Raw genomic sequence first — 25,003 nt, 5'->3', positions numbered from 1 at the left:
TATACAGGCATACAAACAGAAACTCAACTTTCCATGTGCATTCTTTTCCTTATTTTCCGATTTGCAGAAATACTTTGTTTCCTGACAGCTCGTTTTTTTAGAGTATCTTTTTTAAACAGCAAGCCAATCAGCAGCATACATGCAAACCCGCTCCATGCAATCGTAAAAACACTTTGCAAAAGAGGACCCTCTAAAGAGAGAACAGGAATCGCTACATAAAGCAGCACACACAACATTAAGACTTTTGCTATTTTTTCTTGGCTCATATAAAATACAACCTCCCTTACTATCATTCGTATGCATAGAAAGAGAGGTTAGAATCATTATACGTTTAAGCTTTCACCGCTTTGAAGCACTTTTCCTTTATTCCCGAGTTTAGATGTAAAAGAAGTCTCTGGATCTTGCTCGATTACAGGAAATGTGTTGAAGTGGATTGGAACAGTTATGTCTGCACCGATCCATTTTGCTGCAATAAGTGCATCTTCAGGACCCATTGTAAAATTATCACCTATGGGTAAGAAGGCAGCGTCAGGTTTCTCAAATTCTCCAATCAATTTCATATCTGAGAATAGAGCAGTATCACCTGCATGGTATAGGGTTTTTCCACCGTGTGAAAATAAAATTCCTGCTGGCATCCCCGTATACACAACAGTGCCATCTTCTTCTTCATAACTTGATCCATGGAAAGCTTGAGTAAACTTTACTTTTCCAAAATCAAACGTACGGCTTCCGCCAATGTGCATAGGGTGTGCTTCCACTCCTTGAGAACTGATGTAATTGGCAAGTTCAAAAGGCGCTACTACTAAGCTGTTGTTTGCTTTTGCAATCTCAACTGTGTCTCCAACGTGATCGTTATGACCGTGTGTTAATAAAATAACATCTGCTTTTACATCGTTAACTTTAATTTTAGCTTGTCCGTTTCCATTAATAAAAGGGTCTATCCAAACGGAATGTTCCCCGGTTTGAATCTCAAGTACTGAATGTCCGTGATACGTCACTTTCATATAACTTACTCCCTCCTCTAATTAGGATGCTAGATTTCATCCTATTTCCTTACATACCCTATTATAGAACAGAAAAAAAGCCCCATTCCAGTAAAAAGGAACGTTGGACTTTTGTGTCACCCCAATTATTTTTGAGTCAATATGGAAACCGCATCTTTATAATCCAGCTGATGTGCTTCAGCAACAGCTTTATACGTTACAAAACCATCCAACGTATTGATTCCTTTTAGTAAAGCTTCATTATCTAAACATGCTTTTGCGTACCCTTTGTTTGCGATTTGAAGTGCATAAGGAACAGTCACATTTGTCAGCCCGATCGTTGAAGTTCTTGGAACAGCACCTGGCATGTTTGCAACTGCATAGTGCAGAACTCCATACTTTTCATAAGTCGGATTATCATGTGTTGTAATGCGATCGACGGTTTCAAAAATACCGCCCTGATCAATTGCAACGTCTACAATTACTGAACCCGGCTGCATCCCTTTTATCATCTCTTCGGTAACGAGCTTAGGCGCCCTTGCTCCTGGGATTAAAACGGCACCAATTACCAATGCAGACTCTTGAACAGCAAGCGCAATATTAAGCGGATTAGATATGAGCGTATTAATTTCTACACCAAAAATATCATCAAGCTGACGAAGACGTTCTGGATTTAAATCTATGATCGTAACGTCTGCTCCAAGTCCCATAGCAATTTTAGCAGCGTTTGTTCCAACCACTCCACCGCCGATTACCGTTACTTTACCGCGTCGAACTCCAGGAATTCCACTTAACAAAATTCCTAGGCCGCCTTTAGGTTTTTCTAAAAATTGCGCACCAATCTGAGCAGCCATCCTTCCCGCTACTTCGCTCATCGGTGTAAGCAACGGTAATGTTCCGTTTGGCAGCTGTACAGTCTCATATGCAATGCCGATAACCTTGTTATCTGTCAGCGCTTTAGTTAATTCAGGCTCAGGTGCAAGATGTAAATATGTGAACAGGATTAATCCTTCCCGAAAGAAACAATACTCCTCGGGCAGCGGTTCTTTCACTTTCATAACCATTTCCATCGACCACGCCTGAACAGGCGTTTCAACGATCACGCCGCCAGCACTTTCGTATTCTTCATCCGAAAAACCAGAGCCGATTCCAGCACCTTTTTGAATAAACACTTCATGGCCAGACGCCACGAGATTTAAAACACCAGCAGGAGTCATAGCTACACGATTTTCGTTATTTTTTATTTCAGTCGGTACACCAATTTTCATCTGTTTTCCCTCCCTATCAATATTGGAAATTATTTCATTATCTATAGTTACCATACCATCTAAGATTCAAAATAAAAAGTTGAAAATCATTATGATTTTTTTGCGGATAAGACAGCATTAAGGTTCCCTAAATAGGAGAAGGTGATTCAGGCTTTGGGTGCTGAATGAAATACCGCAGCTGCAGTTATACGTTGCATAATTTTTTCTCATTTTGTACTACCTATACATTTTTTACTTAAAACTCATTATAGATAGATCAAATAGATACATATCGGCCGCTTTAAACAGGCCCTCTCTTATACCAGCTGGGGTATAAATACCTCTAATTCAAGAAATTTTGAAATAATTCTAGAAATTCCAGGGATAATCCGGCGACATTTGACTATATTCCAGCGAGTTTTGATCATATATCGGCGAGTTGACAAAAATCGTCATATGTTTACTAGCCCTATACCCCTCCTCCCTACAAACATCTCACGTACCTCAACCTTTTAACACACATTTCTCAAAACAAAGTCTAAGTACATTTCCCAAGAATTAAATTAATGGCACTCCAAACAAAAAAGGATAGCTCAACTATGTGAGCCATCCCTTATTAACTACTTTTATGAAAGACTTTCTTCGTCATCTAGCTTTGTTCTTTGCTGTCCTTGATCTACTTTATCAACAATTCCACTTTGGTACGCTTCTGTTATCTGCTGATGAACGGTCATTTCACCTTCAGCATCGTATTCTAACTGTTGATTTGGACGTTTTTCCTTTGCCATGGTAACTTCCTCCTTCAAATTTAAAACCTTAACCATAGTTTTTGTCCTCTGAAGAAAGTTAAACGGTATTAATTTTTGGAAACAAGTATTTTTGATTTCGCTGCATCAATCTGTTTGTGCACTGCATCAAAACCTGTACCGCCTTCTGAATTTCTTCTTTCAACAGCGGTTTTTGGTGATAGCGCAACAAATAAATCGTTTTCCACAAGTGGACACCATGCCTGATATTCCTCAAGACTAATATCAAGAAGATAGCACCCTTTTTGAATACATTGAAGTACCATCTGACCAACTAATTCATGGGCTTCACGAAACGGAATCCCTTTTTTCGCTAAATAATCAGCGAGTTCTGTTGCATTCGAAAAATCTTGATGAACGGCTTTGTTCATCTTTTCAGCATTTATTTTAACCTCATTCATCATTCCAGTCATGATACTGAGACATCCTTTAACTGTTTTTACCGTGTCAAAAACAGGTTCTTTGTCTTCTTGCATATCTTTGTTGTAAGCAAGAGGAAGTCCCTTCATCAATGTGAGTAAAGACATTAACGATCCATATACTCTGCCGCTTTTGCCGCGAATTAATTCGGCCATATCTGGATTCTTCTTTTGTGGCATCATGCTGCTGCCCGTTGTGAAGCTATCACTGATTTCAATGAATCCGAATTCTTCTGAAGACCAAAGAATCAATTCTTCACAAAAACGAGACAAATGCATCATGATCATAGAAGCGTTGCTGCAGCATTCGATTGCAAAATCTCGATCACTTACCGCATCCAAGCTGTTAAGATATTTATTTGAGAATCCTAATTCGTTCATTGTAATGTTTCTGTCGATATCAAAAGTTGTTCCCGCTAGTGCACCTGCACCAAGCGGCATTACATCTGTTCTTTTTAAACTGTCTTGCAATCTGCCCTTATCTCGATCAAGCATCCAAAAATAGGCTAAAAGATGATGCGCTAAGGAAACTGGCTGGGCACGCTGAAGATGGGTATAACCAGGTATAATGGTCTCCACATGTTCTTCAGCAAGATTCAAAAGGGATTTTTGCAATTCTTCAATATGCTCAATAATAAGTAGTGTCTCTTCTTTTACATACAGATGGAAGTCTGTTGCAACTTGATCATTTCGGCTTCTCGCTGTATGAAGTTTACCTCCGTCTGGTCCGATTTTGTCGGTTAACAGTTTTTCAAGGTTCAAGTGTATATCTTCATACTTCACAGAGTAAGATAGTTCGCCTGCTTTCTCTTCCTGTACAAGAGAAAGCAATCCATTCTTAATGTTTTCATAAGCACTTTCATCAATAATATTGCATTGATACAGCATTTTAGCATGCGCAAGACTTCCTTTTAGATCTTGACTTGCCAGCTGCTGATCGAACGAAATGGATGCTCCGAACTCATCTACCCATTCTTCAGGTTGTTTAGAGAAACGTCCTCCCCATAGCTTTTTCACACTTTCACCTCATTTTTTTGAACCATGCTGCTTACTTTTGTAGGTAACCCCCATAGTGAGATAAACCCTTTTGCAGCAGTGTGATCAAATGCATCGTCTGATGTGTAAGTAGCTAATTTTTCATCATATAGAGAGTAAGGTGATTTTCTTCCTTCTACAATCGCATGGCCTTTAAAGAATTTAACACGGACAGTCCCTGTTACATGTTTTTGTGTTTCATCCAAAAAGGCTTTTAACGATGCGTTCAGTGGTGAGAACCAAAGACCTTCATAGATTAATTCTGTCATCTTCTTTTCTATGATCGGCTTAAAATGAGCGACTTCTTTTACTAATGTTAAGTCTTCTAATTCTTTATGTGCTTTAATAAGTGTTGTAGCTGCAGGACATTCATAAACTTCACGTGATTTAATCCCAACGAGTCTATTCTCCACATGATCGATTCGTCCAACCCCATGTGCGCCTCCCCATTCATTGAGCTGGTGAATGAGGTGATCGAGCGATACACTTTCACCATTAAGGGATACAGGAACACCTTGTTCAAATCCGATTTCAACAATTTGTGGCTGATCTGGCGTATTTTCAAGTGATACTGTCATTTCGTATGCTTCTTCAGGCGGAGCTGCCCAAGGATCTTCTAATATTCCGCATTCATTGCTTCTTCCCCACAAATTTTGATCAATCGAAAAAGGATTTTCTTTTTTGATAGGTACCGGAATATCATGCTGTTTTGCATATTGAATTTCCTCTTCACGCGACCAACTCCATTCACGGACTGGTGCGAGCACCTCAAGTTCTGGTGCTAGTGCTGCAACAGAAACTTCAAAACGCACTTGGTCGTTCCCTTTACCTGTACAGCCATGAGCAACAGCAGTTGCACCATATTTTTCAGCTGTCTCAACTAACTTTTTAGCGATAAGCGGGCGGCTTAAAGCAGAGATCAATGGATATTTCCCTTCATAGAGTGCATGTGACTGAAGAGCGACTAATGCATATTCTTCAGCGTATTCTTTTTGAACATCCAATACGATGGATTCAGATGCTCCGATTGATAGTGCTTTTGATTGTATAAAAGGAAGATCCTTCCCCTCACCCACATCCAAGCATAATGCAATTACCTCATATCCTTTATCCGCTAACCACGGTATAGCAACCGATGTATCTAATCCCCCAGAATAAGCTAAAACAACTTTTTTCCCCATATGAAATCTCTCCTCCTGTTGATTATTAAAATGAATAATTGTTTATTTTTATACATTATCGTTTATAAAAATACCATTTAAGATAGTTCATACTATAACAAAATTCCAATGAAAATTGCAAGGTTATTCTTTAAAATGAATAAAAATAACTTTTAACATTTATCTCGCATCAGCATGCACCCTTTTGTACAATAGGGATAGAGGTGATTTATTTTGCAAAATAACTTTGTATGGGATGACAGGCTCGGAATATCCGTGCCGCATTTAAATAAGCCTTGGGGAACGTATGATAAAGCTTCGCAAGCAGCCATTCTGTTGCATTGGGAGAAAATAAGAGGGACGATTCCAGATCGAATCGGGCAAATTGAAAAACACATTAATGAATTCCAAGATCAGTTATCTTCGGAAGAAAATTTTGAAATATCATGTGAGCTGAACTACAAAATTGCCAGTTTAGCCTCCGTCATCAATGATCTTTGGTTATGGTATAGATTGAATCAAAACATCACATCAAAAATACACGGATAAAAAAGAGGATGCATAAGCACCCTCTTTATTTTTTCAGCTGTTGTACGACATGATTCAGCTCTGGCATTATTAATTTTTCCATTCCTAATTTCACAGCTCCAGACGAACCTGGCAGGGCAAATATTGCCGTCCTATCTTTAACACCAGCAATAGCACGGCTTAACATGGCACTCGATCCGATATCCTCAGTGTAGCTTAACATACGAAACAGTTCTCCGAAACCGGTGATTTCTTTATCAAATAAGGGGATGAGAGATTCAATCGTTACATCTCTGGCCGCTATTCCTGTACCACCGTTAAAAAGAACAACATCAATGTTATCATTTTGAATTCCAAACTGCGCGGCATCCTGAATCCATTGTTTATCATCGCTAACAATTCTATATTCTGTGATCACATGATTTTGGGATTTCAAAAATGTCTGGATCAGCTTTCCGCTTTTATCCGTCTCTTCATTTCGTGTATCACTTACCGTTACGATCATGCAATTCACTATTTTCGGTGCTCGTGCTTTATGTTCTTGAACACTCATTTTAGTAACACCTGTTTCTTAATATTTTTCATAAAGATATCTCTTTTGATAAAACTTGTGTGCGATTTCTGTAATTTTTCTAGATTGCTGATAGTTCATGACAGCCCCTAAAGCCATACCGAAAATCGGCAATCCTTGTGTCAGCTTCTTTCTAAGAAGAAGAATGGCCATCATCTTAACCGCTTGCTGAATAGGGTGAGACATCCACGATATATCTGCAATAACATCTTTCCCAGCATAAAAAATAGGATCTTCTTCTTCTCGAATCTCTGCCATTAGCTCGTCCCATTTCTCTTGCTGAAAGCGTTTTGGCATCGTAGCTGCATGATAGACTTTTAGCGATCTCATCATTTCAGCAGGTCTTTGAATGTCATATCCATAATGCATGGCGATCGATTGAACTGAACGAATTCCGAGTGCCACCATTGCTGGTAGATCTGTTCCTAAAAAGAGAAGTCCACCCGTTCCGGCAAGTCCGCCTTGAGAAAAGGAAAGAAGGCGGTTTCGGGCGATCTGTTGATCTGCCATATAAGATAATTGGTCGATCGAGCACTTCTTTAAATCTTCAATCTCAAGAATATCATCCCGAAATACTCTTGCCTCAGAAAGGATTCTTTGTTTAGTATCTAACTGGAATTGAGAGTTTTGTATAAGAGCATGAATATGGAACAATACAGAATCCACATATTCTCCGATTGTCTCCTGCATCTCTTCAGACAGAAGATCCATTTGTCGAGTTGCCCATTTTTCATAAGTACGTCCAAAATCTGTTGGTTCATATGTAAAAAAATCTTCTTCCCAAGCTTTGATTTCTTCCCAAATTTGCTCTTCACGCTCTGTTAACGGCATACTTCTCCTCCTTAAGATCTTTTTTATAGTGTATTATAATCTTTCCTTGAAGTAAAAAAACAGCAGGTTTTCCTTATCCGTTAAAAGGATTTCTCCATTCCATGAGTAGAGCATAATTGCATGACTCCTCATCCTCTAGATAATTAGGAACCAATTCTAACGGCGTTCTGCCACATCTCAACAAGAACGAAATGACTGGATCGTACATGCTTCCTTCCACTACTCTCTCAACATATTCTTGTGGTGAAAGATTGTTTGAATGCTCTCGATACCCGGGCATTCTGCCTCCGCCTAACAAACGCTCTAATTTGAGATGAACAACGGTTTCATACAATGATTGCATCAAGAGTTTGCCAAGGTTCAATTTTCTGTATGCAGGACGGACACATATATCAACAACATAAAGCGTTTTTCCATTGTTATCATGATTTGAGATATATCCGCTGTCCGTTATCTCTTCCCAAGTATGGCGAGGATGACTAGGATCAAAATTCACTAACAGCCCTGTTATTGACCCTGCCAATACTCCATCGATCTCCACACATAATGCTCCATCCTGAAAAAGCGTGATGTGATTTTGCAGCTGCTTCTCATTCCACAATAGTTCAGAAGGAAAAGGAGGTGGAAAGCTTTCTCGTTGGATTTTCATAAGCTCGGAAAAATCCTCTTTATCATAATTACGCACTTTTGCTTTTACATTTTTATCTTTAGCATATAAATATTGTTCCTTTTTGTACATCAGACAGGACTCCCTCATATAGGTGCATACTATTTTAAGTACATAAAAGGGTTTACGCTATAACAATCTGTTTTCCTTCTTTACGGAGCATTTTCAAACAAAAAAACAGCCTTTACATGCATGAGCATGAAAAGGCTGTTTATAAGATTACATCGCAATACGCATCGTATCTCGAGCAATCATAACTTCTTCATTCGTAGGAATGACTATTACTTTTACTGGAGAGTGAGGATAGCTGATAAATGCTTCTTTACCGCGAACTTGGTTTAGAGCAGGGTCCCAATACACACCCATAAATTCTAATCCGCGAAGTACACGCTCGCGAACTGCCGTACTGTTTTCACCGATACCAGCTGTGAAGATAATTGCATCAATGCCTGCCATTCTTGCTGCATAAGAACCGATATATTTATGGATACGGCTAGCAAAAACTTCTAAAGCAAGTTCAGCACGTTCATTCCCTTTCTCAGCTTCACTTTCGATGTCACGAAGGTCAGAAGAGAATCCAGAAACACCTAGCATTCCACTCTTATTGTTCAATACATTAATTACTTCTTCAGCACTTTGACCTGTCTTTTGCATGATATAAGGGATTAATGATGGATCAATGTTACCTGAACGAGTTCCCATTGTAACACCCGCTAAAGGTGTGAAACCCATAGAGGTATCAATTGATTTTCCACCTTCGATCGCTGCAATGCTTGCACCGTTTCCTAAATGGCAAGATAAAAGACGAAGCTGTTCAACCGGACGTCCAAGAAGCTCTGCTGCTCTTTCAGAAACATATTTATGACTTGTTCCGTGGAATCCGTATTTACGAATACCATATTCTTCGTAATATTCGTATGGAAGGCTGTATAAAAATGATTTTTCAGGCATGGACTGATGGAAAGCTGTATCAAAAACGGCAACTGCAGGTACGTTAGGCAATACAGTTTTGAACGCTTTAATTCCAACAACATTGGCTGGATTGTGCAATGGCGCAAGATATGAGATCTCTTCAATTTCTTTTAATATCTCATCTGTGATAAGAACAGAATCATTAAACTTTTCTCCGCCATGAACGACACGGTGGCCAATTCCTTCGATCTCATCAAGGGAAGAAATAATGTTATGTTTAACTAATTTATCTAAAAGCATAGACACTGCTTCTGAATGATCTTGAATATCTTTAATTTCTTTTACTTTTTCACCATTTACTTCGATCGTGAAAACTGAGTCGTTTAATCCGATACGTTCTACAAGTCCTTTTGTCAGTACTTCTTCTTCAGGCATTTGAAGTAACTGAAATTTTAAGGACGAGCTTCCGGCATTAATTGCAATAATTTTAGCCAAAATAGCCATCTCCTTCATATTCAATGAAAAAGAAGGATGCAGTCAGCACACTTCTGTCTCATTTGATACTATAATCCTTCCTTATTTAAACACTGCCCATTGTTAATATCAAGGTTGTAAAACGCTTACACCTTATATTCATGCAATTCAGACTTGAATCCGTTTGCAAACACATAAAAAAACAGCATAGGTTTTATCCCACGCTGTTATTTTTCACGTTCCCATTCTGTTTTAAACCAATCATTCATCTGTTCCATGACATTTCCTAATCCATTTTTGTTCGAGAAGGACGGCAGCTGAGCAAGCATCGCTTGTTTAGGCTTGATAGCTCCTTCTCCATTCTTTTGCAGAAGTAGAATGCTTTTGGCGTGAACAGCAGATTTGAATAATGATTCCGGAAGCTGTAAAAGCCCTAATACCGTGACTGTTTCTTTCATCCACGCTTTAAGCAGCTCAGCTTGTTCACTTTCAAAAATGTTGTTCGGTACAATAAATAGACCTATACCTGCTTCTTTCAAGTGATGGATCGCTTGTTCAATGATTAGATGATGCGCAAATGTATGACCTTCTTTTTCATGGACCTTAAATGCTTTGGAACCTTCATCATCAGGATAATAGCCAACAGGTAGATCTGCAATCACCACATCAACCGGATCAGCATAAAGCGGCTTGATCACGTCTTGATGAAAAAGCTCTACTTTATGTTTTTGTATATTAGCATTTACCCAAGCTAATCGTAAAAGTGTTTCATCCACTTCTACTCCAAAAGCAACTGTTTCTTTATCTTTAAGCTGGTTCATGACAGCTGTTATCAAATTCCCTGAGCCCACTACAGGGTCTAAAAGGGTTAGGGTTTCGGATTTATTAGCAAACTTTTGAACAAGGTAACCTGCAAATAAAGCAACAGCATCTGGCGTCATGGCATGATGAGGCTGAACAGCTTCTTTCATCCCTTTTAATACTGCGAGCTGAAACGCTTTACGTGTTTCTTCTTTGCCGAATTCAGTTAAGTTAATCTTCTTGTATTCATCCGTTAAAACATTCGTTAATTCTTTAGGGTACTCTTTTGGAATCTCCTGAAAAAACAGGTTCTCTCCCGTTTCGACAAGTGCATCTAAATAAGGCAGGTCAAGTTTATCCTTGATTGCCGTTGCTGTATTATCCATCGTTACAAACAATTTTTCTACATCTTTAAAAGAACTCATATCCGCTTCCTCCTAAGTTTACACAGGAAACATTTTAGCAAATCCAAGCTAAAAAATACAATGGTTAACGTTTTTCAGGTTATTTATTATACTTTTGTTTTTATAAATGATTGATTTCGTGTAACAACTGAATTGTTAACAGATACAAATAAAAATCTCCGGTATGTATTGGCTCTACCGGAGATGTCTGATTGCTTATTTTGCAGCTTTAGCCGCTTCGATTGCTGCTTCGTAGTTAGGGTGACTCGTTACTTCACTAACATATTCAACATAAGTAACCATGTCTGAGCTATCGATAACAAAAACAGATCTTGCAAGAAGGCGAAGTTCTTCGATCGCAACTCCGTAAGCCTTACCAAATGAAAGATCACGGTGATCAGAAAGAGTTTGAACATTTTCAATGCCAGCTGCAGCACACCATCTTTTTTGTGCGAAAGGCAAGTCCACTGAAACGGTTAACACTTTTACGTTATCGAGCTTTGATGCCTCTTCATTGAAACGACGAACTTCAGCATCACAAACACCTGTATCAACAGAAGGTACAGCGGCAATTAAACGTACGCTTCCTTTTGAGTCAGCTAGAGTTACTTCTGACATATCGTTTGCCAACACTTTAAAATCGGGAGCTTGGTCCCCTACTTTTACTTCGTTTCCTAGTAATGTAACTGGTTTTTCTTTAAATGTTACGCTCATGATTCATACTCCTCCTCAAAGAAATAATAATATGTACTTTCCCTTTCATCTTAAAGCAATGCAGAAGAAAAAGCTAACGAGATGTTAGCTTTTTTAAAACTCATGATTTTGTGTACTTGATGGTCCTTGATTGTTTTTATTTTTATTCATAATATGCTGCAGTTTATCAATTACACCAGGAGCTAGATCTAAAATTCTCTCATATAAATGTGTGCTATTATCTAAGTGAATCGTTTTAATCCCTGTGTTGCTTACGACAAGGAATGCGATTGGAGTGATTGAAACTCCTCCCCCGCTTCCTCCGCCAAACGGCATCTCTTTCGATTGACTTGAAGTCCCTTGCTGAGTTGATGCACGTGATGATTCTTCTTGATTCCCAAACTCACTTCCGCCTGCAGCAAACCCAAACCCTACCTTTGATACAGTTAAAATCACACTGCCGTCAGGGGTTTCTACCGGATCACCGATAATCGTATTTACATCGATCATTTCTTTTAAATTTTCCATCGCGGTTTTCATTAAACCCTGGATTGGATGTTCACTCATTTTTACATGCCTCCAGTCATATATTCAGAATTCACCTTAGCTGAACGACTTGACATTCGCCAGGACTTTAAGATTTTTAACATAACGACAATAGCATGCCCGATTTTAAATGAAAACATACAAGAGAACCGCGTTTCACTGTGCATGCCTTGAAAAACCGGAACGACAGATATGTTCGGATTTCCTTCCAGCTTAAAGAAAGTATGCATTACTTGAAGAGCAATTCCTTTAAATCCCCATACTGTACCTGCAGCGATAGCAGAAGAGGAAGCTTCTCCAAGTCCAACCGCACTATGCCATTCCACCTTCTTTACTTTTATTTTTTTCAAAAAAGCAGCAAGAATTTTATAAAAGTGATGAATATGACTAAGCATTTTTTTAAAACTTACATATTGATTTTTCAATTGCCGAAAGGACACTTTTTTCTTTTTTTCTTTTTTCTGTCCCATCGTCCCTTGTTTTTCTTCTCTAATTTTAATCGAGTGGTCCTGTGCATCTATACTAATAAGAGGCACGTTCATTTTGTACTTGATAAAACGATACATTCTCAATGTAACGGTAATATCACTATTGTCATTACGGTGAACAAAATACACCGAGATATGAATGGTTGATACACATAATAAGACCAATAGAAAAACCAGAATACCGATAATAAGCAAAATCCAGTTCATACGACTCTTCCCTTCTATTCTTTCATTATGGGCAGAGGTTATTTAATCTAAACTCTCCTGATGTCTGTTACAATAGAAACAGGAATTTCAATGTAAAATTCAGAACACAATAATGAAGCAGAAGGATTTAAGGAGGAATACGGTATGACTGTGCGCAATAAGATTTTCTTTTTTTACAAAAAGGAAGATTCGATTCTAGAGAAGACTGAGCGTTTAAAATCACTGGCGATATCTGAAGGATTCGAAGTAGTTGAGAATGAAAAAGAAGCGAATATTATTGCAAGCATAGGTGGCGATGGCTCTTTTTTACAAGCTGTACGCAAAACTGGTTTCAGAGATGATTGTCTATACGTAGGAGTAAGCACATTAGAATCTGAATTCTATTGCGACTTTCACATTGACGATCAAGCAGGTATGATAGAAGCGATGAAAAATGAGCAGATCGAAGTTAGGAAGTATCCCGCTTTATCGGTAAATATTGATGGACAAGGATCCTTCTATTGCTTAAATGAGTGTTCTCTTCGTTCTTCTATTATTCGAACTCTTGAGATTGATGTGTTTATTGATGACTTGTATTTTGAAACGTTCCGCGGTGATGGATTGATCATTTCAACGCCAACAGGCAGTACGGCATACAATAAGTCTGTAAACGGTGCGGTTGTAGACCCTATGCTCGCTTGTTATCAGATCAGTGAACTTGCTTCTTTAAATAATAATCACTACCGTACCCTCGGCTCCTCATTCTTGTTAAGTGATAACCGCAAAATGACACTTATGATTAAACATGACAATAGCCATTATCCGATCATTGGAATGGATAATGAGGCGATGAGCATTAAACACTGTGAAAAACTAAGTTTTGAACTAACAGATAAACGGATCAAGACGGTAAAATTAAAAGACAATTCGTTTTGGCATAAAGTAAGAAGAAGCTTTCTCTAATAAAACATTTTTTGCAAACTTTGTTGCTTTTGTAAGTGATTGATTTCCGTTCCAGATGCTCGCTTTCCGCGGGGCAGGCGGTGAGCCACATTCGTACGTTCCACGTATAAGTGTCTCACCTGTCTAGTTGCAGTGGCTAGCCCCTCGAGGTCAAAAGTTAAACGGTCAAAAAGGCAAAGTGCGCCTTGCTTGCCCATTCACCTTTTGCTTGTCGGGGCTGAACGAGCCACTTCCAATTTTCGAACTGCCCGCCTGTCCCGCAGGAGTCTCGCATCTTCCACTCCAATCAACGATCTTTAGAAAAGTGCCTATTAAAGGTTCGCGCAGCTTCCCTCAACTGCGCAAATTCAAATGAGGTTTAAACAATTTCATAATTCCACTTCTCTCCATAAGTCTTATAAACAATAAGAGCCTGCAGTTCACACCGCAAGCTCTTTTTTGATTAGTTTTTTAAAATATTGGAAGTGATTGATTGACTGAATTTACGTTGTTTTCTCGTAAACAATGTCACCGTCTACAATCGTATATACAACATTAACATCAAGAATTCCGTCTTCAGGCGTTTGAAATAAATCTCGATCTAAAACAGTAAAATCAGCGATATATCCTTCTTTAATCAAACCTCTATGGTGCTCTTGCATAATTGCAGCAGCACTGCCGGATGTATATATGCCAATTGCTTCGTACATCGTTAATTTCTGCTGTGGTACATATCCTTCGTGATTCTCTCCTGGCTTCCTTCGTGCTACAGCAGCAAAGATTCCAAGAAGAGGATTAACAGGTTCGATTGGAGCATCTGAGCCACCTGCACAAATTAACCCTTCATCAATCAATGTTCTAAATGGAAAAGCATACGGAATTCTGTCTGTTCCAAGCCTTTCAATCAGCCAAGGAAAATCTGAAGCAACAAAACCAGGCTGTATATCCAAAATGACTGAAAGCTGCTTCATATCTTTAATCAATTCCTCATCAACGAGTCCAACATGTATCAGACGATCTCTTCCCTTTTTGGGCGGACACTTTTTTATAACAGCAATCGTTTGCTTAAGAGCCATATCCCCAATAGTATGTACGGCAATATTCATGCTATTTTCTCGAGCAATTTGAACAAGTTGTAGTAATCCCTCATCTTCATGTATGGATACTCCCGATGTCTCAGGAGCATCATTGTATGGCTGAGACAACCAAGCTGTGCGGCCACCGAAAGCTCCATCTGCAAAAATTTTCAAAGCACCATATTCTACAAAAGGTATTTGGTAGTCTTGTTTAATTTCTTTAAAGTCGTTCAACGCTTCATGATGGACTAAAAGATGAGCACGAAACTTTAAACGTTCCTCATCTATTACAGACTTATAAGCTTTCAACGGTCTTTCAACATAACCATAATAACTTAAGTCTTCCGAATGCCCTCCCGTAATACCTAATGAATGAAGATGCTGAACAGAAGTTTTCAGTGCTCGATTTAAATACTCTTGAGTTACTTCTGGAACCACTTTCTTAACAAGCTCTGCGGCAGCATCATGTAACAAACCGGTTGGTTCACCATTGCTGTCCCTTACGATAATTCCACCTGCAGGATCAAGTGTTTTTTTTGTAATCCCTGCTAAATCAAGTGCCTTAGAGTTGGCTAAAAAAGCATGACGGCAAACTCTCGATAATAAAACGGGTCGACCTTCTGATATCGCATCCAGCTCATTTTTGTGAAAAATTTTACGGTCGATAAAATTATTCTCATTCCAGCCTTCACCGATCAGCCACTCATCCGTTTCAAGTGTTTTTACTTTCTTTCGAAGTGCTCTTTCCATCTCTTCAGCAGACTTCATTTCAGAGAGGTCTAATCTGATTAATTTCTCACCATGACCAATCAAATGCAAATGACTATCTACAAAGCCTGGGTACATGACATTTTCCTGTAAATCAATCTTCCTGATGATGCGTTCAAAATACTTGTCTGTTAATTCTTTTTCAGTCCCGGTTTCGGTGATTATACCGTTCTCCACAAATACAGCTTCACAGAATTCACCTTCAGTAAGCATCGTGCAAATCTTCCCATTATGAAACAAAGTTCCCACGTTAAATTACCACCTTTAACTAAACACTTTTTCTAAAAATAAGTATAACTTTTATCAAAGCAAAAAAGCAGATGAATATCTGCTTTTCAAAAGAAATCATCTTGTTTTAGAAGCTTCTATCTGACGAAGTTCAATACGCCGAATCTTTCCAGACGTTGTTTTCGGAAGATCGCTTACATATTCAATCGACCTTGGATATTTATATGGTGCAGTAAGCTGCTTTACGTGTTCTTGCAGTTCTTTTGTTAAGATATCCTTGTTAGCTGATTCGTCGCGAAGTACAACAAAGGCCTTAACAATATGTCCTCTTATTTCATCAGGGCTTGCAACTACAGCGCACTCTTTAACAGCTGAATGCTTTACGAGGGCATCCTCTACTTCAAATGGACCAATTGTATATCCAGATGAAATGATGATATCATCACCTCTTCCTTCAAACCAAAAGTAGCCGTCAGCATCTTTTTTCGCTTTATCCCCTGTTACATAATAGTCTCCTCTAAAAGCCATCATTGTTCGATCCTGGTCTTTGTAATACTCTTTAAAAAGAGCCGGGCAATTTTTATGAACAGCGATATCTCCAACCTCTCCTGCACCTACAGGATTTCCATTCTCATCAATGATTTCTACATCATTCCCCGGTGTTGGTCTGCCCATAGATCCAGGTTTGATTTCCATGCCTTCCATTGTTCCGACTAACAATGTATTTTCAGTTTGTCCATATCCATCACGTACATTGATATGGAAATACTTTTCGAACGTATCGATAACTTCTCTATTTAGCGGTTCGCCTGCAGATACGGCACTTCTTAAATGCGGCAAACGATATTGATCTAAGTTATCCACTTTAGCCATTAATCGATACTCTGTAGGTGTACAGCATAAAACAGATATTTGCTGGTCTTGCAAAAGCGTTAAATATTTTTGCGGATCAAACTTTCCTTGGTATACAAATCCTGTTGATCCAGTACCTAAAGTTGATAAGAAAGGACTCCAAATCCATTTTTGCCAGCCTGGGCCTGCTGTTGCCCAAACTTTGTCATTCTCTGAAATGTTGAGCCAGCTTTTAGCAGCTGTACGTATGTGAGCATATGCCCAGCCATGTGTATGAACAACACCTTTAGGCTGCCCAGTAGTACCTGATGTGTAAGATAAGAAAGCCATATCATCTTTAGAGGTTTCAGGCGCTTTGTAGGAAACGCTTACATTATTCGTTATGGCTTGAAGGCTTAGCCAGTTATCCGTTTCTCCGTTAGCGCTAATTTTATATGTAAGAGTTGGCAGGTCGTCTTTGATATCATTCACTTGCTCTGTAAAACGATAATCTGCAATGATTGCCTTTGCTCCACTATGCTGCACCCGATAACTTAAATCTTTCGCTCTTAGCATTTCAGAACAAGGTATAACAGAAATGCCTGCTTTTAAGCAGCCAATATAAACGGCATACGTTTCAATTAATCGAGGCATGATGATGAGTACACGGTCACCTTTTGTGAGCCCTAACTCTTCTAATGAATTTGCAATTTGATTAGCTCTATCTAAAAGGTTTTTGTAAGTGATCTCCTCGGTTGCATTTTCTTCATCCATCCAGATTAAAGCTTTTTTATCAGGGTTTAAAGCGTATTTTTCCATTTCTTCCGTTAAGTTATAAACATTCGGAGCAATTAAATTCATGTCACGTCACCCTTTCGATATATATTCGTGTTGATCAACTCCATTATAATATATTTTAGAAAATTTATAAAATTAAGTCATTATAAGCCAAAATAAAAAGGAGCGGGGACAACCCGCTCCGTTAGCCATTTACTATTTATTTTGAGTATCCACCTAGAGCTTGAGCTACTAGACGCTTAGTGATTTCTCCACCTACAGATCCGTTAGCACGAGAAGTGCTGTCTGGTCCTAGGTTCACACCGAATTCAGAAGCGATTTCATACTTCATTTGGTCTACAGCTTGTTGTGCACCTGGTACTACTAATTGGTTTTGGTTTGCCATGTTGTTTCACCTCCTTTGTACTAATAATGTGTGTCTAAATGGCCGATTCAATTCTTGGAAATTGTTGTGTGCATTGCCATTTAGGATATTAGTTAAGAAGAAGACTTATGAAAGTAGTTGATTTCTGCTCCAGGTTGCTCGCTTTCCATGGGGCGAACGGTGAGCCTCCTGCCGCTTTGCGCCATTAGGAGTCTCCACCTGACCGCTCGTCCCATAGGAGTCGGCAACCTTACGCTCCAATCAACTTACAAAGAAGATACCATCCAATGCAAAAGCAACAGCTCTTAAATAAAAAAAAGCCCGCACAATGTGCAGACTTTTTCACCTGGTTAGTATCTTGTTGCTGAAATTTTTTCAGAGTTGAAGCGTGCCAGAATCCACGCGCTACATGTTATTAGGTGTTTATGAATTTCTTCATCAAGGTGTTTCTTTCTAATCTGTTACTTCTTCAATAACAAGTTGATTGGAGTGTAAGGTGCGAGACTCCTGCGGGACAAGCGGTCAGGTGAGACCCTTAAGGCCGCAAAGCGGCAAGGGGCTCACCGCCTGCCCCGCGGAAAGCGAGCAACCTGGAACGGAGATCAACTGCTTTCAAGAACACCATTGCTTTTACTAAAACAACACCAATGAAGATAATTTTCATTTTTTAAAGCAAATCATCAAACGTTTCGTCAGTTGATTTTCCTTCTTCAAGAATCATCGTTTCAACAGTGTTAACTGCTTCCTCGATCAATTCTTCAAGGTTTTCAATATTTTTCTCGAATTGAATCGCTTTTTCTCGCTTCGGTTTTGTTTTCGGAGCTGATGGCAAGAAAATGGTACAACAATCTTCATATGGACGAATTGAGATCTCATAGGTTCCGATCTTGTGCGAGATATTCATGATCTCAAGTTTGTCCATCGTAATAACCGGGCGCAGAATAGGTAAGTTCGTTACTTCATTAATCGCATACATGCTGTGCATCGTCTGACTCGCTACTTGACCAAGGTTCTCTCCGTTTGCAATAGCCATCGCATGGTTATTTTCTGCTAATCGTTCCGTAATTCTAAGCATGACACGTCTCATGATTGTCATGCTGTAGCTGGAAGGAATCTTATCTTTTATCGTTTGCTGAATTTTAGTAAAAGGAACAACATGAAGCTTGATCTTTCCTCCGCTATAGCGAGTAAGTTCTTGCGTTAGGTCAACTACCTTTTGCTTTGCGCGCTCACTTGTAAAAGGAGGACTGTGAAAATGTACACCTTCAATACGAACACCGCGCTTCATTGTTAAATATCCAGCAACAGGGCTGTCGATACCGCCTGATAACATCAGCATCGCCTTACCTCCGACACCTATTGGCAGACCTCCAGCTCCTTCAAAAGATTTAGAGCTGATGTAAGTCCCTGTATCTTTCACTTCTACTTTTACATTTACCTCTGGATTATGAACATCAACCGTTATACCTTCTGTGTTTCTTAAAAGGTATCCTCCTACTTCTTGGTTGAGTTGCATCGAGTTTACAGGAAATGACTTTAAAGATCGTTTTCCTGTTACTTTAAACGTTTTTTTACCTTCAATTGCTTCATTAAGTGCCACTAGTGCAGCTTTCTGTATTTCTTCTAGATCGTTTTCAGCTCTTACAGCTAAACTAATCGAATGGATACCAAAAATATCCTGAAGCGATTTAACAATAGGTTCATACGCGTGCCCATTTAATTCAATAACAATCCGATCAAAAAGTTTAGCCATTTTCAAATCGCCATATGGCCGCATCTTTCTTTTAACTGTCTCAAAAAGCTGTGATTCAAAATGTCTTCTATTTTTCCCTTTTAGTGATAATTCTCCATATCGCACTACTAAATGATCATAAATCATCTTCATTACCTCATTACCTTTTTAAAATTTATTATTTCTTCTTTCAATATCTCAAGCGCACGTTTTGCCTCTGCCATTGTGTTTTCATATGAAGTGCTCATCCGGATAGCAGTGGATGCCCGTTGTTCACCTAATCCCATCTCAATGAGGATGCGGCTGGCTCCGCCTTGTTTCGATGAGCAAGCAGAACGCGTAGACACATAAACGTCCCTTTTATCAAGAGAATGAATAAGTACTTCTGGTTTAATGCCTTGAACAGAAAAATTGATAATATGAGGTGCTGAGTGATGCTCTGGTGTATTAACTTCAACACTCTCTATCTTCTTCAATTCTTCAAGCATAAATTGTTTAATTGTGAGCAAATCCTTTTTCTTATCTTGCATCTCCTGAAGGATTAGTCTTAATGCTTTCGCCATGGCTACAATCCCAGCAACGTTTTCTGTTCCTGCTCTTTTCTTTAATTCTTGCTCTCCACCTGTAAATAAAGAAGATAAAGACACGCCATTTTTCACGAAAAGAACACCATTCCCTTTTAGGCCGTGAATTTTATGTGCGGATATCGTGCATAAATCTATTCCCCATTCCTTTAGTGGAAGGTCGATCTTGCCAACACCCTGCACATTATCCACATGAAAAAAGATCTTTCGGTGTTGCTTCAACATCTTGCCTATCTGCTCTATAGGCTGTATCGTTCCTGTTTCATTATTCACATGAATAATAGATACAAGTATCGTATCAGGTCGTATCGCACGTTCAAGATCTTCTATAGAAATTAAGCCCTCATGATTGACGGGCAGGTAAGTTACTTCAAAACCCTTTGATTCTAAATATTGAAAGGACTCAAATGAAGATGCATGCTCAACAGAAGTGGTAATAAGGTGTTTGCCTCGATTTTGATGCTGAAAAGCAATCCCTTTGATTGCGATATTGTTGCCTTCTGTTCCTCCAGAAGTAAAAATAACTTCTGATGGCGCAACTTCCAGTAACTGAGCAATTGACTTTCTTGCTTGTCCAAGCAATTTCTCAGCTTCTCCTCCCTTAGAATGCAGAGAAGATGGATTAGCAAAATATTTTTCAGACACCGTGACAAAAGTATCAAGAACGTCCTTATAAGGCTTTGTTGTTGCACTATTATCCAAATAAATCATTTTTGAATCCTCCAATTATCCATTCCATACCGTATCTAAACACACATTTCATTATCATACCATAATTTAGATATGGTGCGCATCTTCACATTTTATATAGTTTTTGTTAACCCTTAAAGATTCAATCTTTTTGAACAGCAAAAAAACTGCAGGAATAGTACCTGACAGTTTTTTATACGTGTGACTTTAAGTTAATTTCCATCTCTTTTAGAATTCCTGGCTGTATACTTTCTATTGCGGATGCTGCGATTTGAAGTGCATCTTCATACTGGTAATTTCGAAAAGCGATTTCAGCTTCAATCAATCGAATGGATACGGATTGATAAGAGCTTCTGAATCTGTTTCCATATTGAATCAGTCTCTCCGCTAGATATGCGTTTTCAATCATCTGAGACGTTTCTTCATAGCCTTCGTTTACAGCTTCATGTGCTTTATTTAGCACATACGAAACATCAGACATTTCAAGTGGTTTTTCATCAAGTTTTTTTGAAACTTCAATGATATATTCTTCTGCTTTTCCAATCGTGATCAAATAGTGTTCCGGAAGTCCGGGCAAGTTGCTTTTTTGAACCATTCTTCTTGCTTCTAAAAGCTTTTTTCTTAATTCTTTCAAGTTTTGTTTCGTATCTAACTCATCTTTTCTAAGATTATGAAGCATCTCTTCATAGACCTTTTGAGAACGTTGAAGTTCTTCCATCTGTTTCTGCATCTCTTCCATCATCTCACGGATGACTGAAAAGGATTCTCTTTTTTCATCGATCGACTCTTCAATGATGATGAATCGGCTTTGCAGCTTATGGAAAAGTTTTTCTATTTTCTTTTGCATGTCAGCTTCATTTTGTTCAATTAGATAGGTAGAAGAAACGATTTGAGTTTCATGCTTAAGGTTTTCAATTCGGTCATGAAGGTCTTCAATATTTGAGAAAAAGACTTCTCTTTCTTTCAGAACATATTGTTTAGAATGAACCTCATTCTCTAGCATTTCATATAATTGATCCATCTTTTGAACGGTTTCGTCCAAGTCTTTCTGAGCAGAATCTAATTCAAGCTCATACACTTTGTTTAAGGCTTGTTCGTTTAGTTCTTTTAATGAACTGATTTCTTTCTCGATTCCGATATGATGAAGAACATAGCCTTGCTGCTCCATCTCAGTAAAACCAGCGCTTAGTTCTTTAAGGGAATTGGGAATATCTGATTGCAGGATTACAAGCAGCTCTGGTACACCTTGCATCTTTGTTTTACATACAGAAATTCTGTTCAAGCTTTCTACAAGTCTTTGTCTTGCTTCAAGGTGGCTCCCTTGAACTGTCAGAGATTCAAATGTTTCAAATAAAGATTTGATTTCATCAAGTTCCTTATCAAAAATTGGTGCTGTCTGACCGAGAGCTCGGATGTGAGTTAAATAATACTTTTTCGTTTCCTGAAGCTTCTCTTTTGCTTCGACGATTTCTTCTCGATTCAATTCTTCACTCGTCACTAACTCATTAATTTCAGAAGTTATCTCTTTGATTCTCGTATCCATTCTTTCTAAAGATTGGTTAACGCCCAATAGAATAGTACGAGCTTTTTTAAAACGGTATTTATCTGTATACTCTTCAGCATCAAATAAATTTTCTTCTAAATTCGGAAGGTGTGTTGTTACCATCTCGTCCCATTCTTGACGCCACATTTCGAATTTCTCTTCCGTTTCACCAATCATCGCCATACCCTTCACTTTTGATATCTCTTCTGTTAATGGGCGATTCATAATTTGCATTTTCCATGCTTCCAGTCGGTCAATTTCTTTATAAATTCTCCGGCGTGACATGGTACCGTAAAGGATCAATGCTAGGAATGTAACTATGGCAATGACTATGTATATCATCAGAGGCACCCTTTCTATCTGTTCAAAATTTCTCAATCAATTGTATTATGTATTAAGTATGTAATTTCTTTTTAACAATCACTTTTAAATTATACATCTGTAAAATTGCAGTTTAATGCTTTTATGATAACATGTAAACAAACATTTGACGCAAAAAAATTGCATAATCTGATATTTTTTTTCCAAATTAATGAAGAAATTGTCGAAAGGAGTAGAAAAAAGGATGTATTATGATGGTCATGTCCATACCCCCTTTTGTCCACACGGATCAAAAGACACATTAGAAATGTATATCGAAAGAGCTATTTCTCTTGGCATAAAGGGCATTACGTTCACAGAACATGCCCCATTACCTAAAACATTCACAGATCCTGCTCCAACTAAAGACAGTGCCATGCTTTACGATCAGTTAGGGAGTTACTTTGAACAAATTAAAGAATTAAAAAAATTCTATGAAAAAGAAATTGAAATATATACAGGGTTAGAAGTGGATTTTATAGATGGCTATGAAGATGAGACCGGACAGTTACTTAAAGAAGTTTGGCCTGAGCTTGACGATGCCATTCTTTCCGTTCATTTTTTGCAGATTCAAGAAAACTACTATTGCATGGATTATGACGAGAATGTCTTTAAAGAAATGATCAATAAAACGGGAACCCTATCTGCTCTCTATTCCTTATATTTTGAAACAGTAAAAAAATCCATTGTACATTCATTTGGGAAGTTTCAGCCAAAAAGAATAGGTCATATAACACTTGCGAAAAAATTCCAGACACTCTTTCCAGCTGAATTCAGCATTGAAAAGGAGATAGATGAGGTTTTAACGGCCGTGTCTGAACGCAGCTTGACCCTTGATTATAACGGTGCAGGTGCGGTCAAACCATACTGCCTAGAACCTTATCCATCTAACTGGATCGTAAAGGAAGCTCAAAAAAGAAAAATCCCTCTCGTTTACGGGTCGGATGCCCATAGCGCTAAGGGACTCGGTCAAGGATTTCATCAGCTAGTTCCATCTGCAGCATTAACTTCCCCACTTCTCCTGAATAGAGCCGAATAAAGGCTTCTGAACAGCAGATAGCAGGGGATTTTTTCTTTCAGGCTGGCAAACACACTTATCAAACCAGTTCACCATCCATTTTTTATAAGGCTGGATAAATGTTTCCGTCTCTGCAGATATTTGATACACTTCTGCCAAATATAAAGGGTGAAGAAAAGGAAGCATCATCATGTCCTTAAACTGAATGGTTAAAAAGTCCACAGGCTGTCTTCTGAATTCCTTTTTCTTCATGCCTCTTTCAAACAGTGTTTGCAGAAAATATTTTTCCTTAACTAAATACGTAGACATGAGTTCTCGAACTAAAGTGGAATCAAGTGTCATTTCACGGTAGACAAATCGGGCTAGAGGAAGATTTCTTTGTTGATAGATCAATAAGGCTTCAACCACTTCGATAAAACTTCCTTTAACCGTTGGAGAGCTCGATGTATGATAAATGATTTCAATTCTTCTAATATATCCTTCGAAAAATGAAGTGATCAATTCTTCGAGAAGCCCTTTCTTCCCTCCAAAATGGTACGAGATCAATGCAAGGTTCACTCCTGCTTTTTTCGCTATTTGCCTAACAGTCGTTCCTTTGAAACCTTGGCTTGTAAACAGAGCAATCGCTGCTTCCGCTATTTTCAGTTTCGTTTCCATCGGATCTGCCTTCATTTTCTTCCACCGTCCTTCCCTCTCATGTATAAAATTCTTGGGCGGCAGACATAAACCTTTAATAATCGCTCGACAAATAAGGGCTTTTGGGTGTATAGTTCAACATTATTTGATAGGATTGAATAAACAATTTATCAGGTTTGGAGGAATCTTGATGTTTTCCGTTAAACAATATAGTACAAACAGAAATGAAGCGTACTCTCTCTTATTTAAACAGCTCTCTGCATTGTTAGAAGGTGAGACAAATCCAACTGCAAATCTTGCGAACGCTTCAGCACTATTAAACCAATTTCTAGACAGAGTAAACTGGGTAGGATTTTATACCTTTGAAGAAAGTTCTAATCAATTAGTATTAGGCCCGTTCCAAGGACTGCCTGCATGTGTCAGAATTCCTCTTGGCAGAGGTGTGTGCGGAACGTCAGCTCAAAATCAGGAAACACTAGTTGTAAAGGATGTTCACGAATTCCCTGGTCACATTGCATGTGATGCTGCTTCTCAATCCGAAATTGTCGTACCTCTTGTAAAAGACGGAAACCTTTTAGGAGTTCTAGATATTGACAGTCCTGAAAAAGCACGGTTTGATGAGGTTGATCGTGAGAATCTAGAGAAATTTTGTGAAATTTTGCTTCAGTATATTTAATTCCGT

25 protein-coding genes are annotated in these 25,003 nt (G+C 38.6%); 4 read left to right on the top strand and 21 right to left on the bottom strand.

All coding sequences use genetic code 11. The features are described 5' to 3' along the window. Positions 1–23: 23 nt before the first annotated feature. The 6 genes from P8610_RS00765 to P8610_RS00740 form a co-directional block, all read right to left on the bottom strand. A complete protein-coding gene (locus P8610_RS00765; RefSeq protein ID WP_394602757.1) occupies positions 24–266 on the bottom strand; it encodes a hypothetical protein in 243 nt (80 codons plus the stop codon). Between the two features lie 57 nt (positions 267–323). Then, positions 324–1,004 (bottom strand): metal-dependent hydrolase, encoded by a 681-nt coding sequence (locus P8610_RS00760; protein ID WP_394602756.1) that lies wholly within the window; start codon positions 1,002–1,004, stop codon positions 324–326. A 125-nt stretch (positions 1,005–1,129) separates the two neighbouring features. After that, positions 1,130–2,251, bottom strand: coding sequence for an alanine dehydrogenase (gene ald / locus P8610_RS00755; protein ID WP_394602755.1), 1,122 nt, complete (start codon positions 2,249–2,251; stop codon positions 1,130–1,132). Positions 2,252–2,856: 605 nt separating this feature from the next. Then, complete coding sequence (locus P8610_RS00750; RefSeq protein ID WP_289494851.1) at positions 2,857–3,018, bottom strand: hypothetical protein; 162 nt, start codon at positions 3,016–3,018, stop codon at positions 2,857–2,859. Positions 3,019–3,086: 68 nt separating this feature from the next. Continuing rightward, the gene (gene argH / locus P8610_RS00745; RefSeq protein ID WP_289494850.1) at positions 3,087–4,472 is read right to left on the bottom strand and encodes an argininosuccinate lyase; all 1,386 of its coding nucleotides are present in this window, start codon (positions 4,470–4,472) and stop codon (positions 3,087–3,089) included. Next, on the bottom strand, positions 4,469–5,671 hold the full coding sequence (locus P8610_RS00740) for an argininosuccinate synthase (RefSeq protein ID WP_289494849.1): 1,203 nt from the start codon (positions 5,669–5,671) through the stop codon (positions 4,469–4,471). Before P8610_RS00740 ends, argH begins: the two co-directional genes overlap by 4 nt. Positions 5,672–5,884: 213 nt before the next feature. On the opposite strand from P8610_RS00740, the gene P8610_RS00735 reads away from it, so the two are divergent. Further along, entirely contained in the window at positions 5,885–6,199 is a 315-nt protein-coding gene (locus P8610_RS00735; protein ID WP_394602754.1) for a hypothetical protein, read from the top strand. Between the two features lie 25 nt (positions 6,200–6,224). Here the strand turns inward: P8610_RS00735 and P8610_RS00730 are convergent, their stop codons facing one another. From P8610_RS00730 to P8610_RS00695, 8 genes are all read right to left on the bottom strand, one after another. Further along, a complete protein-coding gene (locus P8610_RS00730) occupies positions 6,225–6,731 on the bottom strand; it encodes a MogA/MoaB family molybdenum cofactor biosynthesis protein (RefSeq protein ID WP_394602753.1) in 507 nt (168 codons plus the stop codon). A gap of 18 nt (positions 6,732–6,749) precedes the next feature. Next, positions 6,750–7,580, bottom strand: a complete 831-nt coding sequence (locus P8610_RS00725) for an EcsC family protein (protein ID WP_394602752.1) — start codon at positions 7,578–7,580, stop codon at positions 6,750–6,752. A 73-nt stretch (positions 7,581–7,653) separates the two neighbouring features. Further along, positions 7,654–8,319: a GNAT family N-acetyltransferase gene (locus P8610_RS00720; RefSeq protein WP_394602751.1), complete on the bottom strand. Its 666-nt coding sequence runs from the start codon at positions 8,317–8,319 to the stop codon at positions 7,654–7,656. Positions 8,320–8,466: 147 nt separating this feature from the next. Further along, positions 8,467–9,654, bottom strand: a complete 1,188-nt coding sequence (locus P8610_RS00715) for an acetate kinase (RefSeq protein WP_394602750.1) — start codon at positions 9,652–9,654, stop codon at positions 8,467–8,469. 206 nt (positions 9,655–9,860) lie between these two features. After that, positions 9,861–10,859, bottom strand: coding sequence for a class I SAM-dependent methyltransferase (locus P8610_RS00710; RefSeq protein ID WP_394602749.1), 999 nt, complete (start codon positions 10,857–10,859; stop codon positions 9,861–9,863). 195 nt (positions 10,860–11,054) lie between these two features. Further along, positions 11,055–11,555 carry a thiol peroxidase gene (tpx, locus tag P8610_RS00705; RefSeq protein ID WP_394603088.1) on the bottom strand — a complete coding sequence of 167 codons (501 nt, stop codon included), beginning with the start codon at positions 11,553–11,555 and terminating at the stop codon, positions 11,055–11,057. A gap of 90 nt (positions 11,556–11,645) precedes the next feature. After that, a complete protein-coding gene (gene ytfJ, locus P8610_RS00700) occupies positions 11,646–12,098 on the bottom strand; it encodes a GerW family sporulation protein (RefSeq protein WP_289494840.1) in 453 nt (150 codons plus the stop codon). Positions 12,099–12,100: 2 nt separating this feature from the next. Further along, the gene (locus P8610_RS00695) at positions 12,101–12,772 is read right to left on the bottom strand and encodes a DUF2953 domain-containing protein (RefSeq protein ID WP_289494838.1); all 672 of its coding nucleotides are present in this window, start codon (positions 12,770–12,772) and stop codon (positions 12,101–12,103) included. 144 nt (positions 12,773–12,916) lie between these two features. On the opposite strand from P8610_RS00695, the gene P8610_RS00690 reads away from it, so the two are divergent. Beyond that, the gene (locus P8610_RS00690) at positions 12,917–13,714 is read left to right on the top strand and encodes an NAD kinase (RefSeq protein ID WP_394602748.1); all 798 of its coding nucleotides are present in this window, start codon (positions 12,917–12,919) and stop codon (positions 13,712–13,714) included. 482 nt (positions 13,715–14,196) lie between these two features. Here P8610_RS00690 and P8610_RS00685 read toward each other — a convergent pair whose 3' ends face one another. The 6 genes from P8610_RS00685 to ezrA all read right to left on the bottom strand — a co-directional run bounded on the left by P8610_RS00685 (position 14,197) and on the right by ezrA (position 22,649). Beyond that, the gene (locus P8610_RS00685; protein ID WP_394602747.1) at positions 14,197–15,786 is read right to left on the bottom strand and encodes an amidohydrolase; all 1,590 of its coding nucleotides are present in this window, start codon (positions 15,784–15,786) and stop codon (positions 14,197–14,199) included. Positions 15,787–15,882: 96 nt separating this feature from the next. Continuing rightward, complete coding sequence (gene mbcS, locus P8610_RS00680) at positions 15,883–17,457, bottom strand: acyl-CoA synthetase MbcS (RefSeq protein ID WP_394602746.1); 1,575 nt, start codon at positions 17,455–17,457, stop codon at positions 15,883–15,885. 136 nt (positions 17,458–17,593) lie between these two features. Beyond that, a complete protein-coding gene (locus P8610_RS00675; protein WP_066243771.1) occupies positions 17,594–17,779 on the bottom strand; it encodes an alpha/beta-type small acid-soluble spore protein in 186 nt (61 codons plus the stop codon). Between the two features lie 646 nt (positions 17,780–18,425). Next, positions 18,426–19,637 (bottom strand): tRNA uracil 4-sulfurtransferase ThiI, encoded by a 1,212-nt coding sequence (gene thiI, locus P8610_RS00670; RefSeq protein WP_394602745.1) that lies wholly within the window; start codon positions 19,635–19,637, stop codon positions 18,426–18,428. 5 nt (positions 19,638–19,642) lie between these two features. Further along, positions 19,643–20,785, bottom strand: coding sequence for a cysteine desulfurase family protein (locus P8610_RS00665; RefSeq protein WP_394602744.1), 1,143 nt, complete (start codon positions 20,783–20,785; stop codon positions 19,643–19,645). Positions 20,786–20,957: 172 nt separating this feature from the next. Continuing rightward, positions 20,958–22,649, bottom strand: a complete 1,692-nt coding sequence (gene ezrA, locus P8610_RS00660) for a septation ring formation regulator EzrA (RefSeq protein ID WP_394602743.1) — start codon at positions 22,647–22,649, stop codon at positions 20,958–20,960. Positions 22,650–22,872: 223 nt separating this feature from the next. Between ezrA and hisJ the strand changes: the two genes are divergently transcribed. Next, on the top strand, positions 22,873–23,706 hold the full coding sequence (hisJ, locus tag P8610_RS00655; RefSeq protein WP_394602742.1) for a histidinol-phosphatase HisJ: 834 nt from the start codon (positions 22,873–22,875) through the stop codon (positions 23,704–23,706). On the opposite strand, the gene refZ is transcribed toward hisJ, so the two are convergent. Then, complete coding sequence (gene refZ, locus P8610_RS00650; protein ID WP_394602741.1) at positions 23,671–24,357, bottom strand: forespore capture DNA-binding protein RefZ; 687 nt, start codon at positions 24,355–24,357, stop codon at positions 23,671–23,673. The genes hisJ and refZ overlap by 36 nt on opposite strands. Positions 24,358–24,511: 154 nt before the next feature. Here refZ and P8610_RS00645 point away from each other — a divergent pair, with 154 nt between their 5' ends. Next, on the top strand, positions 24,512–24,997 hold the full coding sequence (locus tag P8610_RS00645) for a GAF domain-containing protein (protein ID WP_394602740.1): 486 nt from the start codon (positions 24,512–24,514) through the stop codon (positions 24,995–24,997). Positions 24,998–25,003: the final 6 nt, after the last annotated feature.

It is taken from the genome of Fictibacillus sp. UD, from assembly GCF_043558025.1.
GTDB lineage: Bacteria > Bacillota > Bacilli > Bacillales > Fictibacillaceae > Fictibacillus.
The sequence above is the reverse complement of the archived record's forward strand: the minus strand, read 5'-3'. Positions and strand labels throughout refer to the sequence as shown.

Bases quoted from the DNA above. Each gene is read 5' to 3' on its own strand.
- P8610_RS00765 (WP_394602757.1), bottom strand. From the start codon at position 266: ATGAGCCAAGAAAAAATAGCAAAAGTCTTAATGTTGTGTGTGCTGCTT.
- P8610_RS00760 (WP_394602756.1), bottom strand. From the start codon at position 1,004: ATGAAAGTGACGTATCACGGACATTCAGTACTTGAGATTCAAACCGGG.
- ald (WP_394602755.1), bottom strand. From the start codon at position 2,251: ATGAAAATTGGTGTACCGACTGAAATAAAAAATAACGAAAATCGTGTA.
- P8610_RS00750 (WP_289494851.1), bottom strand. From the start codon at position 3,018: ATGGCAAAGGAAAAACGTCCAAATCAACAGTTAGAATACGATGCTGAA.
- P8610_RS00740 (WP_289494849.1), bottom strand. From the start codon at position 5,671: ATGGGGAAAAAAGTTGTTTTAGCTTATTCTGGGGGATTAGATACATCG.
- P8610_RS00730 (WP_394602753.1), bottom strand. From the start codon at position 6,731: ATGAGTGTTCAAGAACATAAAGCACGAGCACCGAAAATAGTGAATTGC.
- P8610_RS00725 (WP_394602752.1), bottom strand. From the start codon at position 7,580: ATGCCGTTAACAGAGCGTGAAGAGCAAATTTGGGAAGAAATCAAAGCT.
- P8610_RS00720 (WP_394602751.1), bottom strand. From the start codon at position 8,319: ATGTACAAAAAGGAACAATATTTATATGCTAAAGATAAAAATGTAAAA.
- P8610_RS00710 (WP_394602749.1), bottom strand. From the start codon at position 10,859: ATGAGTTCTTTTAAAGATGTAGAAAAATTGTTTGTAACGATGGATAAT.
- ytfJ (WP_289494840.1), bottom strand. From the start codon at position 12,098: ATGAGTGAACATCCAATCCAGGGTTTAATGAAAACCGCGATGGAAAAT.
- P8610_RS00695 (WP_289494838.1), bottom strand. From the start codon at position 12,772: ATGAACTGGATTTTGCTTATTATCGGTATTCTGGTTTTTCTATTGGTC.
- P8610_RS00690 (WP_394602748.1), top strand. From the start codon at position 12,917: ATGACTGTGCGCAATAAGATTTTCTTTTTTTACAAAAAGGAAGATTCG.
- mbcS (WP_394602746.1), bottom strand. From the start codon at position 17,457: ATGAATTTAATTGCTCCGAATGTTTATAACTTAACGGAAGAAATGGAA.
- P8610_RS00675 (WP_066243771.1), bottom strand. From the start codon at position 17,779: ATGGCAAACCAAAACCAATTAGTAGTACCAGGTGCACAACAAGCTGTA.
- thiI (WP_394602745.1), bottom strand. From the start codon at position 19,637: ATGATTTATGATCATTTAGTAGTGCGATATGGAGAATTATCACTAAAA.
- P8610_RS00665 (WP_394602744.1), bottom strand. From the start codon at position 20,785: ATGATTTATTTGGATAATAGTGCAACAACAAAGCCTTATAAGGACGTT.
- ezrA (WP_394602743.1), bottom strand. From the start codon at position 22,649: ATGATATACATAGTCATTGCCATAGTTACATTCCTAGCATTGATCCTT.
- hisJ (WP_394602742.1), top strand. From the start codon at position 22,873: ATGTATTATGATGGTCATGTCCATACCCCCTTTTGTCCACACGGATCA.
- refZ (WP_394602741.1), bottom strand. From the start codon at position 24,357: ATGAAGGCAGATCCGATGGAAACGAAACTGAAAATAGCGGAAGCAGCG.
- P8610_RS00645 (WP_394602740.1), top strand. From the start codon at position 24,512: ATGTTTTCCGTTAAACAATATAGTACAAACAGAAATGAAGCGTACTCT.